The sequence below is a fragment of the Kocuria tytonicola genome (assembly GCF_003687455.1).
Lineage (GTDB): Bacteria > Actinomycetota > Actinomycetes > Actinomycetales > Micrococcaceae > Kocuria > Kocuria tytonicola.
The window spans coordinates 47,737-61,121 of the sequence record NZ_PHOA01000002.1; the positions used below are offsets into that span (position 1 = coordinate 47,737).

11 protein-coding genes, 1 pseudogene and 1 riboswitch are annotated in these 13,385 nt (G+C 72.9%); of the genes and pseudogenes, 7 read left to right on the forward strand and 5 right to left on the reverse strand.

Going from position 1 to position 13,385, the window contains the following annotated elements; translation table 11 throughout:
* Positions 1-21 precede the first annotated feature (21 nt).
* The gene (locus CWC38_RS00620) at positions 22-906 is read left to right on the forward strand and encodes an SGNH/GDSL hydrolase family protein (protein ID WP_121844924.1); all 885 of its coding nucleotides are present in this window, start codon (positions 22-24) and stop codon (positions 904-906) included.
* A 99-nt stretch (positions 907-1,005) separates the two neighbouring features.
* Here the strand turns inward: CWC38_RS00620 and metX are convergent, their stop codons facing one another.
* Positions 1,006-2,175 (reverse strand): homoserine O-acetyltransferase MetX, encoded by a 1,170-nt coding sequence (metX, locus tag CWC38_RS00625; protein ID WP_121844925.1) that lies wholly within the window; start codon positions 2,173-2,175, stop codon positions 1,006-1,008.
* Positions 2,172-3,677 (reverse strand): bifunctional o-acetylhomoserine/o-acetylserine sulfhydrylase, encoded by a 1,506-nt coding sequence (locus CWC38_RS00630; RefSeq protein WP_121844926.1) that lies wholly within the window; start codon positions 3,675-3,677, stop codon positions 2,172-2,174. The genes metX and CWC38_RS00630 overlap by 4 nt, the downstream gene beginning before the upstream one ends.
* Positions 3,678-3,748: 71 nt before the next feature.
* Positions 3,749-3,868: riboswitch (SAM riboswitch) on the reverse strand.
* Between the two features lie 117 nt (positions 3,869-3,985).
* Between CWC38_RS00630 and CWC38_RS00635 the strand changes: the two genes are divergently transcribed.
* Entirely contained in the window at positions 3,986-4,624 is a 639-nt protein-coding gene (locus tag CWC38_RS00635) for a VOC family protein (protein ID WP_121844927.1), read from the forward strand.
* 28 nt (positions 4,625-4,652) lie between these two features.
* Here CWC38_RS00635 and CWC38_RS00640 read toward each other — a convergent pair whose 3' ends face one another.
* Positions 4,653-5,417: a CPBP family intramembrane glutamic endopeptidase gene (locus CWC38_RS00640; RefSeq protein WP_121844928.1), complete on the reverse strand. Its 765-nt coding sequence runs from the start codon at positions 5,415-5,417 to the stop codon at positions 4,653-4,655.
* Between the two features lie 103 nt (positions 5,418-5,520).
* Here CWC38_RS00640 and CWC38_RS00645 point away from each other — a divergent pair, with 103 nt between their 5' ends.
* The 5 genes from CWC38_RS00645 to CWC38_RS00665 all read left to right on the forward strand — a co-directional run bounded on the left by CWC38_RS00645 (position 5,521) and on the right by CWC38_RS00665 (position 12,174).
* Positions 5,521-6,792, forward strand: coding sequence for a sensor histidine kinase (locus CWC38_RS00645; protein WP_121864959.1), 1,272 nt, complete (start codon positions 5,521-5,523; stop codon positions 6,790-6,792).
* Entirely contained in the window at positions 6,789-7,520 is a 732-nt protein-coding gene (locus CWC38_RS00650) for a response regulator (RefSeq protein ID WP_121844930.1), read from the forward strand. The genes CWC38_RS00645 and CWC38_RS00650 overlap by 4 nt, the downstream gene beginning before the upstream one ends.
* Before the next feature lie 107 nt (positions 7,521-7,627).
* Positions 7,628-8,512: an ABC transporter ATP-binding protein gene (locus tag CWC38_RS00655; protein ID WP_121844931.1), complete on the forward strand. Its 885-nt coding sequence runs from the start codon at positions 7,628-7,630 to the stop codon at positions 8,510-8,512.
* Positions 8,509-9,645, forward strand: coding sequence for an ABC transporter permease (locus CWC38_RS00660; RefSeq protein ID WP_121844932.1), 1,137 nt, complete (start codon positions 8,509-8,511; stop codon positions 9,643-9,645). The genes CWC38_RS00655 and CWC38_RS00660 overlap by 4 nt, the downstream gene beginning before the upstream one ends.
* A gap of 96 nt (positions 9,646-9,741) precedes the next feature.
* Positions 9,742-12,174, forward strand: a complete 2,433-nt coding sequence (locus CWC38_RS00665) for a S9 family peptidase (protein WP_121844933.1) — start codon at positions 9,742-9,744, stop codon at positions 12,172-12,174.
* 20 nt (positions 12,175-12,194) lie between these two features.
* Here the strand turns inward: CWC38_RS00665 and CWC38_RS12295 are convergent, their stop codons facing one another.
* A complete protein-coding gene (locus CWC38_RS12295) occupies positions 12,195-12,962 on the reverse strand; it encodes an FAD-dependent oxidoreductase (protein ID WP_240624966.1) in 768 nt (255 codons plus the stop codon).
* Positions 12,963-13,039: 77 nt separating this feature from the next.
* A pseudogene (locus CWC38_RS12300) lies at positions 13,040-13,213 on the reverse strand (FAD-dependent oxidoreductase); the annotation flags it as partial.
* Positions 13,214-13,385 lie beyond the last annotated feature (172 nt).

The window sequence follows — 13,385 nt, forward strand, 5'->3', positions numbered from 1 at the left end:
TGGGCGTGTTAGAAACCGATCATGGATCAGAGCACCCCAGCGCAGACCCCGATGGCCGAAACCCCGCAGACCCCGACCGCCGAACCGCTGCACCCGTGGCACCCGTGGCACCGCATGGTCTCCATCGGGGACTCCTTCACCGAGGGCGTGGGTGACCCGGACGACTCCGTCCCTGGCGGCTTCCGCGGCTGGGCGGACCGGGTGGCCGAGGAGCTCGCGCGCACCACGGACGACTTCGCCTACGCGAACCTGGCCATCCGCGGGCGTCTCTTCCAGCCCATCGTGGACGAGCAGCTGGAGCCCGCCCTGGAACTCAAGCCGGACCTCGTGACCATCAGCGCGGGTGGCAACGACATGCTGCGCCCCGGCGCTGACCCCGACGACATCGCGTCCCGCCTGGACGTGGTGGTCGAGCAGATCGCCGCCACCGGCGCCACCGTGGTGATGTTCGACGCCGCGGACATCGGCAACACCCCCGTGATGCGTGGCATCCGCGGGCGCGTGGCCATCTGGAACGAGAACGTGCGCACCGTGGCCGCCCGCCACGACGCCGTGCTGGTGGACCTGTGGGGGCTCAACCAGCTGAGCGATCCCCAGATGTGGGCCCCGGACCGCCTGCACTTCTCCCCCCTGGGCCACCAGCTGCTCGCGTGCGAGACCCTGGACAGCCTGGGCGTGGACCACGGTCTCACCCCGGACCACCCCGAGGCGCGCCCCGAGCGCACGTGGCGCGAGGCCCGCCGGGACGACATGGTCTGGGCCCGCAAGTACTTCGTCCCGTGGGTGGGCCGCCGCATCCGCCGCCGCAGCTCCGGCGACTTCATCACCGCCAAGCGCCCCGCCTTCGGCCAGGCCACCATCCCCGGCGCGGGCGAGGAGATCCCCCAGCAGGCCGAGGAGGCCTGAGCCCTCCCGCTCTGCTCCACCACACGACGACGGCGCCCGCGCCCTTCCGGGGGGCAGGCGCCGTCGTAGGTCAGCCGCAGCAGGCAGCCACCCGCGCGCTCAGTCCCCCAGCACCGTGGCCCGCAGTAGCCGGCCCACCTGCGGGGTCTCCAGCAGGAAGCCGTCGTGGCCGTTCGGTGAGGTGATGGTGTGCACCTCGTGCTCACCGGGCAGCGCCTCGGCGAGCTCCGCGGACTCCTCGGGCGGGAACAACCGGTCCGAGTCCACGGCGGCCACGAGCCACTCGCAGCGGGTGCGCGCAAGGGCCTGCCGCAGGCTGCCGCGGCCGCGGGCGACGTCGTGGGACATCAGCGTCTCGTTGACGCTGAGGTACGCGTTCGCGTCGAAGCGCGCCGCGAGCTTCTCCGCCTGGTGGTCCAGGTAGCCCTCCACCCGGTAGCGACCCCGGCTGCCGGGGTACGTGCCCGCGGGGTCCTCGCGCGGCTGGGGCTCCCGGCCGAAGCGCGCGGCGAGCTCGTGGGCGCTGCGGTAGGTGATGTGCGCGATCCGCCGTGCCAGGCCGAGGCCCTCCACGGGGTGCGGGCCCGCGTAGTAGTCGCCGTGGCGGAACCGGGGGTCCTGGCGGATGGCGAGCGCCTGGGTGCGGCCCCACGCGAGCTGCTCCGCGCTGACCCGGGCGTTCGCGGCGATCACCGCGCACGCGGCCACCCGCTCGGGGTGACACACGGCCCACTCCAGCGCGCGGGCCCCGCCCATGGAGCCGCCCACCACGAGCCGCCACCGCGGGATTCCCAGCAGGTCCGCGAGCCGCGCCTCCGCGGCCACGGTGTCCCGCACGGTGATGCGCGGGAAGCGCGAGCCCCACGGGGCGCCGTCCGGGGCCAGGCTCGCCGGGCCGGTGCTGCCGTGGCAGCCGCCCAGGATGTTCGCGCACACCACGAACCACCGGTTGGTGTCGATCGCGGCCCCCGGCCCCACGAGCCCGTCCCACCAGCCGTCGGTCCCGGCGGCCACGCGGCGGTCCAGGGTGTCGAAGGGCGCAGTGTCCCCGTACCCAACACGGGTGCCGCGCGCCACGTGCGAATCGCCCGTGAGCGCGTGCTCGACCAGCACTGCGTTGGAGCCGTCCGGGGCCAGCTCGCCCCACGTCTCGTAGGCCAGGCGCACGTCCGGAAGACGCACCCCGGACTCCAGCTCCAGCTCCCCGAGGTCCGCGCGGCGCACCACGCCGTCCCGGCGCACGGCGGGCGCGGTCTGCACCGCACTCACGCCGCACGCTCCGCGCCCGCGCCACCACGCGCCGTCGACGACGCCGCTGGGCCACCTCCGCGACCCGCGCCCACCGCCGCGTCGGCGACCACGGCGTCGTCGCCACCCTGTGCCGACTGTGCCGACCGCGAGCGCGCCGGCTCCTGCGCGTCCCCCGCGGTCGGGGCGCCTGCCACCGCCGCGAAACCGGCCTCCAGGTCCGCGAGGATGTCCTCGATGCCCTCGGTGCCCACAGAAAGCCGCACGAAACCGGGTTCCACACCCGCCGCGAGCTGCTCCTCGGCCGAGAGCTGCGCGTGCGTCGTCGACGCCGGGTGGATCACCAGCGAGCGCACGTCCCCGATGTTCGCCACGTGGGAGTGCAGACCGAGCGCGTCCACGAAGGCGATCCCCGCGTCCCTGCCGCCGTCCAGGACGAAGCCGAGGACGGAACCGGCTCCTCGGGGTGCGTACTTCCGGGCGCGCTCGTGCCACGGCGAGGAGGGCAGGCCCGCGTAGGAGACGGAGCGCACCTCGGGGCGGGCCTCGAGCCACTCGGCCACCCGCTGGGCGTTGGCCACGTGGCGCTCCACGCGCAGGGAGAGCGTCTCGATCCCCTGCTCGATGAGGAACGCGTTGAACGGTGAGATGGCCGAGCCCAGATCACGCAGCAGCTGCACGCGCGCCTTGAGCACGTAGGAGAGGTTCGCGCCGAACGCGCCGCCCTCCCCCAGGTCCCGCGCGTACACCAGGCCGTTGTAGGTGGGGTCCGGCTCGTTGAAGCCGGGGAAGCGCTCGGGGTCCGCACCGTAGTCGAAGCGCCCGGCGTCCACGATGAACCCGCCGATGGCGGTGCCGTGCCCGCCCAGGAACTTGGTGCCCGAGTGCAGCACGATGTCCGCGCCCCACTCGATGGGCCGCACCAGGTACGGGGTGGCCACGGTGTTGTCCACGATCAGCGGCACCCCGGCCCGGTGGGCGGTCTCCGCAATGGTCTCCACGTCCAGGACGTCGTTGCGGGGGTTGGGGATCATCTCCCCGAAGAACGCCACGGTGTTGGGCCGCACGGCGTCCCGCCACTGCTGCGGGTCGTCCGGGTCCGCCACGAAGGTGGTCTCCACCCCCAGCCGCGCGAGCGTGTGCTTGAGCAGGTTGTAGGACCCGCCGTAGAGGGAGGGGCTGGCCACCACGTGACTGCCCGCGCCGCCCAGGTTGAGCACCGCCAGCGTCGCGGCGGCCTGCCCGGACGAGACCATCAGTGCGCCCACGCCGCCCTCGAGGGAGGCGATGCGGTTCTCCACCACCTCCGTGGTGGGGTTGGTCAGGCGGGAGTACAGGGGTCCCATCTCCTGCAGGGCGAACCGGGCGGCGGCCGTGTCCGCGTCCGGGAACACGAAGGACGAGGTCTGGTAGATGGGCAGCGACCGGGCTCCGGTCACGGGGTCCGGGTTCTGACCGGCGTGGATCTGCCGGGTCTCGAAGGACCAGCCCTGGGGGTTGTCGGGGGTGGGTGCAGTGCTCATGGCCGTGCTCCTGTGCAGGATCATGGGCCTGGCGACCGTCCGCACGGCGCCCGCACGAACGGGCAACCGAGGGCCCGCGCTTGCCGCAGACGTCGGACGACGTCCCGGCCAGGTCTTCACCCAGGGCACCCCGCCGCGGTAGGGAGGGTTGCCGGTCAGCAAGCTGGGGCTTGGCGCTGACTCTCGTGACCTAGGCCTCCATTGTGGGAACCACCCCGGCACCCGTCAAGCGAGCGTTCCGTCCGGGTGGTCCCGTGTGTTGCACCGCCCGATTTGGACGGCCGTATGACGGGTGTCACGATGACTGCATGAAGCTGGACCACGTTTCTTTCGCAGCACAGCCGGACGGGCTGGAGGCCACCACCGAGCGGATCGCGGACCGCCTGGGGATCGAGCCGGTCAAGGGCGGGGTCCATCCCCGCTTCGGCACCCGGAACATGATCCTGCCGCTCACCGACCACCAGTACGTGGAGGTCGTGACCGTCCTGGAGCACCCCGCTGCGGAGAAGGCGCCGTTCGGCCAGGCCGTCCGCGCCCGTTCCGAGGCCGGCGGTGGCTGGCTCGGCTGGGTCGTGGAGGTCCCGGACCTCGCGCCCTTCGAGGACAAGCTCGGGCGCCCCGCCGCCCCGGGTTCCCGGCTCTTCCCGGACGGGCGCCAGCTGGAGTGGCACCAGATCGGCGTCAAGGGCCTGATCGCGGACCCCCAGCTGCCGTTCATGATCCACTTCGACTCCGCGGACGCGATGCACCCCTCCCAGGCCCGTCTCACGGACGTGCGCCTCACCGGCATGGAGATCGCGGGCTCTCCCGAGCGGGTCACGGACTGGCTGGGCGGTCCCGTGGAGGACGTCCTGCGCTCGCTGGACGTCACCTGGAGCGCCCCCAACGGCACCCCCGGCCTGATGGCGGTCTCCTTCGACACTCCGGACGGCACCGTCACCATCTGAGCCCCGGCATCCTGGCGGTGCCACGGTGTCATCCCGCCAGCAGCTGGGGTGCGAGGAAACCGGCCGCGTCCAGCAGGAAGTGGGCCAGCAGCAGCGGCATCACGCGGCCGTACCGGCGGTAGCACCACACGAAGACGAGCCCCATCACGAGGTTCCCCACGGCCGGCCCCACCCCCTGGTACAGGTGGTAGCTCGCCCGCAGCACCGAGGACACCACCGCCACGGTCCACCAGGAGCGGCCCAGCCCGCGCATGCGGTCCGCGAGGAACGCCACCACGATGACTTCCTCCACCAGAGCGTGCCGTGCGGCTGTGAGCGCGAGCAGTGCCACTGCCCACCAGGTGGTGTCCAGCGTGGACGTGGTGATCTGCGCGGTGATCCCGAGCGCACGGCCCACCCGGTAGAGCACGAGCGTGCCGCCGCCCATGGCGAGGAACAGCCCGAGGCCCCAGGCGGCGTCGTGCGCCGGGCGCTTGCCGTCCGCACCCATGCCGCGCAGGGCGGCCGGAATGCGGGATGCGGTGCCCGCCAGGAGGTAGACCGCGAGCGCCACGGGCACGAGGGCGAGGCAAATGCCCGCGAGGCGGCGCAGCGCGTCGACCACCGGTACCCGGCTGAGGGGCTGGTTCAGGGTGGTGGAGCTCTCCGCAATCGAGGACCGCAGCACCATCTCCGCGAGGTCCAGCACGGAGTACACGGCGGAGGCGCCGAGGGACACGCCGAGCACCAGGAGGAGCTGCAGCCGGAGGTCTGCGGGGCTCGCCGGACGCGGCGCGGGGGCTGGGGTCTGCACCCCTTCATTGTGCCCGGGTGCACCGGGTGCACCGGGTGGACCGCGCGGTCCGCTCCCCTGTCAGCGGGCCGCCCCGCGGGCTGGTCTCGGTAGGGTGGGCACCATGCCACCGCGCCGCTCCGCCCCCGACGCCGCCACGCGCCATCGCGCCCTGCCGTCGGGGTGGCGACGCCGCGACGGCCTGGAGGCCGTGGTCCTGGCGCTCTTCGGCGTGGAGCTGGTGTACCTGTCGGACTTCGTACAGAAGGTGCCGTGGCAGGCGGACGTGGGATGGGTTGCCCTGGGCGCCGTCGCCCTGGCCGCGCCCCTCGCCTGGCGTCGGCGCTTCCCCGTCACCGTGATGGTGGCCGTGTCCTTCCTGTACTTCACGCTCGCCACCTGGGTGGGAGTGGAGATGTACGCCTCCCAGGTGGTGCTCTTCCTCGGCTTCTACTCCGTGGGGGCGTGGTGCCCGGACCGCCGTCTGGCCGTCCGGTCCCGGGCGGCGGTTGCCGTGGGCATGGCGGTGTGGCTGCTCTGGGCCACCGTGGACCAGTTCACGGACCCGCAGGTGGGAGAGCGCGGCGTCAACGCCTACATGGCGTTCGCCGCGATCCAGTTGCTGGTCAACATCGCCTACTTCACCGGTGCCTGGATCTTCGGGGACCGCACGTGGCACGCGGCCGTGGAGCGCGAAAACCTGGAAGCCGCCCACGCAGAGATCAGGGAGCAGCAGGACCGGCTGGCCGAGCAGGCGGTGAGCCTGGAACGGCTTAGGATCGCCCGGGAGCTGCACGACGTGGTGGCCCACCACGTGACCGCCATGGGCGTGCAGGCCGGTGCGGCCCGGGTGAGCATGACCCGGGACCCCGACGCCGCGGCCGTGCACCTGCGCGGCGTGGAGTCCTCGGCCCGGGAGGCCGTGGCCGAGCTCAAGACCATGGTGCACACGCTGCGGGACGGCGACGAGGTTCCCGACTCGGTGCCGCGCCTGGCGGACCTCGACGCACTCGTGGCCGATGCCCGGGCCATTGGGCAGGATGCCGTGCTCGAGCGGATCGGACCCGAACCGGACCTGCCGCCCCCGGCCCAGCTGGCCCTGTACCGCACGGCCCAGGAGGGAATCACCAATGCCCGCAAGCACGCCGGGCCCCGCGCAGCCGTCACCGTGCGACTGCGCTCCGGCACGGACCGGGTGGAGCTGGAGGTCAGTGACAACGGCCGTGGCGGCCGACCCGGTGACACGCCCGCACACGGCACCGGGATGGGCGTGACCGGCATGAGAGAACGCATGGCGTCCATGGGCGGCACGCTGCAGGCGGGTCCGAAACCGGACGGCGGCTGGCTTGTGCGGGCCACCGTGCCGGTCCCCTCCGGGGAGAGGACCCTGCCATGAGCCTGCGCGTCCTGCTGGTGGACGACCAGCCCCTGATCCGCGTGGGCTTCGCCACGATCCTCACGTCCCAGGAGGACATCGAGGTGGTGGGAGAAGCCGGTGACGGCGCGCAGGCCCTCGACCTCGCGGCGGCCCTCCACCCGGACGTGGTGTGCATGGACGTCCAGATGCCCCGGATGGACGGCATCGAGGCCACCCGTCGGCTCCTGGCCACCGGGTCACGGGCTGTGGTGCTCATCCTCACCACCTTCGACACGGACGAGGCACTCTTCGCGGCCCTGTCCGCGGGGGCCTCCGGGTTCCTGCTGAAGTCCGCGGGCCCCGAGGAGCTGATCGAGGCGGTCCGGGTGCTCGGACGCGGTGATGCGCTGCTGGACCCACTGGTCACGCGGCGGGTGCTGGAGCGCATGGCGGGGGCGAGCGATGAGCCAGGTGGCTCCGCGGCGTCGTCGTGCTCCGAACTGCCCGCCCCGGAGACGGAGGCCACCCCTGCTGAGCAGGACCGCCGGGGAGCGGACGAGCTGGACCGTGCGGGTCTCACCGCCCGGGAGGCCGAGGCGCTGCGGGCCATGGCGCGGGGCCTGTCCAACGACGAGATCGCCCAGCAGCTGGTCGTGGGCAGGGCCACCGTGAAGACCCACGTCTCGAACGTCCTGCTGAAGACGGGGGCCAGGGACCGCGTGCACGCCATCATCTGGGCGTTCGAGCACGGGGTGGCCGGGGGCTGACTCCCATCGCGCTGCGGCACCCTCCCCCTCGGGGCGGAGGAAACCCACGCCGCAGAATCCCCCACGGGACGGAGGTGCGGAAGGCCCGGGCTCCGTAACCTCGAAGCATGATCACAGTGAACGGGGTGAACAAGTCCTTCGGCGCGGCCCACGTGCTCCAGGACGTGACCTTCAGCATCCGCCCGGGCCTCATGACGGGGTTCGTGGGCGGCAACGGCGCGGGCAAGACCACCACCATGCGCATCCTGCTGGGTGTGCTGACGCCGGACTCGGGGCGGATCGAGGTGGACGGGGCCCCGATCACCGCCGACTACCGGGCTGGGATCGGGTACATGCCCGAGGAGCGCGGTCTCTACCCGAAGATGAGCGTCCTGGACCAGCTCGTGTACCTGGGCCGGCTGCACGGCCTGTCCTCCGGCACGGCGAAGTCCCGCGCCGCGGCCTTGCTCGAGCGGCTCGGCCTGGGCGAGCGGGCGGGCAGCCGACTCGAGGAGCTCTCCCTCGGCAACCAGCAGCGCGCCCAGATCGCCGCCGCTCTGGTGCACGACCCGGTGGCCCTGGTGCTGGACGAACCCTTCTCCGGCCTGGACCCCCACGCCGTGGAAACCACCCTCCAGGTGCTGCGGGAGACCGCCGACACCGGCGTCCCCGTCCTGTTCTCCTCCCACCAGCTCGACCTCGTGGAGCGGCTGTGCGACGAGCTCGTCATCCTGGCGGGCGGACGCGTGCGCGCCACGGGCTCGCGCGCCGAGCTGCTGGCCGCACACGCCGAACCCGAGTGGGAGCTGGTGACGGACTCCGACACCGGGTGGGTGCGCGGTGTCCCCGGGGTGGAGGTGCTGTCCTTCGACGGCGGCCACGTCCGGTTCCGCGCCACCTCTGAACCCGCCGCCCACCAGGTCCTTGCCGACGCCGTGGGCAGGGGCACCGTCCACCGCTTCGGCCCCGTCACCCGCACCCTGCACGAGATCTTCACGGAGGTCACCCGATGAGCACCACCGCTGCTTCCACGCCCACCACTCCGGTCCACAGGCCCCGGCGCACCCCCTTCTGGTCCGCGGTGGGCACCGTGGCCGCCCGGGAGATGACGGTGAAGGCCAGGTCCCGTCCGTTCATCGTCACCACGCTGATCCTGATCGCGGCGGCACTGGCCGCCACACTGCTCGTGCCGCGCCTGGGCGACCTGTTCGCCGGGGACGCCATGCGCGTGGCGGTGGTCGACCAGACGGCGGCGTCGGTCCAGGGGCTCGGGGAGAACTACGCGCCGCAGACACTCGGTTCGGAGGAGGCGGCCCGCGACGCGGTGCGCAGCGGGGACGCGGACGCCGCCGTGGTTCCCGATCCGGCCAGCCCCTCCGGCACCGCCGTCCTGGCCATGACGGACGCCCCCACGGGCCTGGTGCAGGCACTGTCTGCCAGCCCCACCGTGGAGCTGCTCGACCCCAGCGCACCGAACCCCCTGCTGCGCTACCTCATCGCCTTCGGCTTCGGGATCGTCTTCTTCCTGGCCGCCATCACGTTCGGCCAGCAGATCGCGGTGTCGGTGATCGAGGAGAAGCAGTCGCGGATCGTGGAGATTCTGCTCGCAGCGGTCCCCGCACGGGCCATGATGGCGGGCAAGGTGCTGGGCAACGCGGCCATGGCCATCCTGCAGGTGGGCCTGGTGGCCGCAGCACTTCTGCTGGGCATGCAGATCAACGGGGACGTGCTGCCGCTGGACGGTCTGGGTCTGCCGATCCTGTGGTTCGTGGTGCTGTTCTCCATCGGGTTCGTGATGATCGCCGCGCTCTACGCCGCCGCGGCGTCCATGGTGTCCCGGCAGGAGGACATCGGCTCCACCTCGATGCCCGTGATGCTCATGATCATGCTCCCCTACTTCGGTGTCATCTTCTTCAACAGCAACCCTGAGGCGCTGCGCGTCATGAGCTGGATCCCGTTCTCCGCCCCGGTGGCCGTCCCGCTGCGCATCTTCCTGCAGCAGGGCGCGTGGTGGGAGCACGTCGGTTCCCTGGTGGTCCTGCTGGTCTCCACCGCCCTGGCCATCTGGCTGGCCGCGGTGATCTACGAGCGGTCCATCCTGCGGACGGGCAAGGCCCTGAAGTGGCGGGAGGCCCTGCGGGGCTGACGACGTCGGTGGCGCGCCCCGGTCGCGGACGGCCGGTCCGCGGGGCGCACCACCGACCCACCGGGCGGGCACAGGACGTCTCCCTACACTGGCCCCATGACTTCCGAGCACCCCACCCCCACCGGCACCCCGTACCCCGTGGCCGAGCGCCGGCCCGTGGAGCGCACGTTCCACGGGCACACGTTCTCCGATCCCTACGAGTGGCTGCGGGAGAAGGACTCCCCCGAGGTCCGTTCGCACCTGGATGCCGAGAACGCGTACTCCGAGGCCGTCACCGCGGACCTGGCCCCGCTGCGGGAGCGGATCTACGGGGAGATCAAGGACCGCACCCAGGAGACCGACCTCTCCGTGCCCGGCCGCCACGGGGACTGGTGGTACTTCGCCCGCACCGTGGAGGGCGGCGCGCACCAGGTGTTCTGCCGGGTGCCGGTCGCGGACCCCGCGGACTGGACCCCGCCCGCCGTGGAGCCGGGTGTCGAGCTCACGGGCGAGGAGGTCCTGCTGGACGCCAACGCCGCCTCGCAGGACCACGAGTTCTACGCGCTGGGCGCCTTCAGCGTGGCCGACGACGGCTCCCGGCTCGCGTGGTCCGAGGACGTCGCCGGGGACGAGCGGTTCACGGTGCACCTCAAGGACCTCACCACGGGCGAGCTGCTCCCGGACCGCGTGGAGCAGACCTCCTACGGCGCGTTCCTCACCCCGGACGCCACGCAGCTGATCTACACCGTGGTGGACGAGTCCTGGCGCCCCCACCGCGTCTACCGCCACGTGGTGGGCCAGGAGGCCGCCTCGGACGAGCTGCTGTTCCAGGAGGACGACCCCGGCCTGTGGCTCGGCGCGGAGCTCTCCGCGGACAAGCAGTGGCTCATGCTGTCCTCCTCGTGCTCGGAGTACAGCGAGTACCGGATCGTGCGCCTGAGCGAGCTGGCCGCCCACGCGCCGTCCGCCTCTCCGGAAGCTGACGACGCCGCCCTGCCCCTCGACCTGCCGTGGCGCACCGTGCTCTCCCGCGAGGACCGCGTGCTGCACGAGGTGGAGCCCCTGGAACTCGCGGGCGAGGACTACCTGCTGCTGTCCCACGACGCGTACGCCCCCAACGGCCGGATCAGCCTGCTGCCCCTGGACGACGCCGGCCGCCCCCTCGCGCAGCTCTCGCTCGTGGACGTCCTGCCCGCCTCGGACGCCACCCGGGTGGAGTCCTGCGTCCCCACCGCCACGCACCTCGTGGTGGCGCTGCGCGAGGACACGACGCCGCGCGTGCGGCTCATCCCCCGCGCCGCGGTGGAGCACCTGGTCACCGGGCCCTCGCAGAACGTGGCGGGCAACGGCGCGGAGGGTGCGTCGTCGGCCCCGGGGCACGAGGCGAGCACGGGGGCCACCGGCGCGGCGGCGTCGTCACCGGAGAACGGGACGCACACGGGAACGAACGGTGCGGCGTCGTCGCCCCAGGGAATCCGCGGGGCGGGTGACGGCGCCCAGGAGGCGGTGCTGCTCGCGGGGACCGAGGCCGCGTTCGACGAGGAGCTCTACAGCGCGGCGGTGCTCTCCGCGGAGTACGAGAACCCCGTGGTGCGGGTGTCCTACACGTCCTTCGTGAAGCCCCCGCGCGTGTACGACATCCCCACCGGAGTGCCCGGGAGCGAGGGCCTGGACGCGTTCGGCGTGGGCGAGCCCGTGCTGCGGCGCGAGGCCACCGTGCTGGGCGGCTACCGCAGCGAGGACTACACCGTGGAGCGGGACTGGGCCGTGGCCGAGGACGGCACGCGGATCCCCGTGAGCCTGGTCCGCCGCGCGGACCTGGACCCGTCGGTGCCCGCACCGGTCCTGCAGTACGCGTACGGCTCCTACGAGATCAGCACGGATCCGGGATTCTCCGTCTCCCGGCTGTCCCTGCTGGACCGCGGCGTCGTGTGGGCCGTGGCCCACGTGCGTGGCGGCGGGGAGCTGGGGCGCGCGTGGTACGAGAACGGCAAGAAGGGCTCCAAGACCAACACGTTCACCGACTACGTGGCCGTGACCAGGCACCTGGCCGCGCGCCCGGACGTGGATGCGGGGCGCATCGCGGTGATGGGCGGCTCCGCGGGCGGCCTCCTGGTGGGTGCGGTGCTCAACCTCGCCCCGGAGCTGTACTGCGGGGCGCTCGCGGCAGTGCCGTTCGTGGACGCGCTCACCTCCATGCTGATGCCCGAGCTGCCGCTCACCGCCCTGGAGTGGGAGGAGTGGGGCAACCCCGTGGAGTCCGCGGAGGTCTACGAGTACATGCGCTCCTACTCCCCCTACGAGAACGTGCGGGACACCGACTACCCGCCGGTCCTGGCGGTCACCAGCCTGAACGACACCCGTGTGCTCTACGTGGAGCCCGCCAAGTGGGTGGCCGAGCTGCGCACGCACGCCGAGCACCCGGAGACCGTGCTGCTGCGCTGCGAGATGGCCGGCGGGCACGGCGGTGCCTCCGGGCGGTACTCGCAGTGGAAGGACACCGCGTGGGAGTACGCGTGGCTCGCCCGGCAGCTGGGCGTGGCGGTCTGACGAGAGCGGCCCTCGGCGGCTCACGGTCGTGACCCGCCAGGGCGGCTTCCGGGCGCCGTGCCGCCCGGTACCACCGGACCGGGGCCACCTCCGGGCAGACCGCACGGGGCGGGCGGCCCGCCAACGTGCGGTGAGTCGCTTCGTACCGCAGCGAAAGGTCCTGCGGCTGCCGGAGCTCCTGCGCGTCGGGGTGGAGGCGGGGGCGGTCGGGCGCCGCGCTCCGGTTGCAGCGCGGCCACCGTGTCCGGACTCAACCACTCGCCCACGCTCCCGGCCACGATCTGCTCGGCGGCCGCGGTGGCCATGGCAGCGCTGGTCTGGAAGCCGTAGCCGCCCTGGCCCGCGAGCCAGAACACACCCTCGGCCCCTGCGTTCCAGCCGCACACCGGGACGTCGGACGCACGCTCGGTCCGCAGCCCGGTCCAGGCCTTCGCCACCTCGGTGATCCGAAGCCCCGTGCAGCTCTGGATGGTCTCGCCCAACCGTTCGACGGCGCCCGGGTGGGGCTGCGCGTCGCACGCCTCGCTGAGTTCGGACTCCCCCATGGAGACCATCGCGCCCACGGGATCGGGCCGGAAGTACCAGTGCTCCGCGGCGTCCATGACTATGGGGTGCTCCGGCGGCATCGGCTCGGTCAGACGCACGAGGGCCGCGGTGCGCCGCAGCGGTTGCAGGCCCTGCGGCGCGGCCCCCAGCAGCGACCCCACGTGCTCGGCCCACGCCCCGGCCCCATTGACCACGGTGCTCGCGCGGACGACGCCGCCGGGTTCCGTTCCGGGCTCGGCCACACGAGGAGCGAGGGCAGATCCGCAGAGGCCCGCGCGAGCTCGGCAACGGACCACCGGGTCAGTTCCAGCACCGGCTCCGGGCCATAGCTGGGGATGAGCTGCTGGGCGGAGCGTGCGGAGGCGTGCCGGGCCACGTCCTGCTCCGCCTCCAGGACAAAGATGCCGCGACCGGTGCCCCGCAGGCGGGCAAGTTCCGAGGCCGCGGACAGGCCCGCAATGCCCGCCCCGATGATTGCGATGTCGTAGGCCATGCGCCCATCGTGCCACTGCCCGCCAAAGGCTCGACAGACGCCCCTCCCGCACGGTGCGGTCGTCCGTCGACCGGGCGACGGTTGGGCCCCGAGGCAAGGACGCTTCCGGCACGCGTGGTCCGCTCGCCCGCCGGCCTGGGAAGGACTGCGTGAGGGCGTCTCGCTCCGGTCC

Bases quoted from the DNA above. Each gene is read 5' to 3' on its own strand.
- CWC38_RS00620 (WP_121844924.1), top strand. From the start codon at position 22: ATGGATCAGAGCACCCCAGCGCAGACCCCGATGGCCGAAACCCCGCAG.
- CWC38_RS00630 (WP_121844926.1), bottom strand. From the start codon at position 3,677: ATGAGCACTGCACCCACCCCCGACAACCCCCAGGGCTGGTCCTTCGAG.
- CWC38_RS00635 (WP_121844927.1), top strand. From the start codon at position 3,986: ATGAAGCTGGACCACGTTTCTTTCGCAGCACAGCCGGACGGGCTGGAG.
- CWC38_RS00645 (WP_121864959.1), top strand. From the start codon at position 5,521: ATGCCACCGCGCCGCTCCGCCCCCGACGCCGCCACGCGCCATCGCGCC.
- CWC38_RS00650 (WP_121844930.1), top strand. From the start codon at position 6,789: ATGAGCCTGCGCGTCCTGCTGGTGGACGACCAGCCCCTGATCCGCGTG.
- CWC38_RS00655 (WP_121844931.1), top strand. From the start codon at position 7,628: ATGATCACAGTGAACGGGGTGAACAAGTCCTTCGGCGCGGCCCACGTG.
- CWC38_RS00660 (WP_121844932.1), top strand. From the start codon at position 8,509: ATGAGCACCACCGCTGCTTCCACGCCCACCACTCCGGTCCACAGGCCC.
- CWC38_RS00665 (WP_121844933.1), top strand. From the start codon at position 9,742: ATGACTTCCGAGCACCCCACCCCCACCGGCACCCCGTACCCCGTGGCC.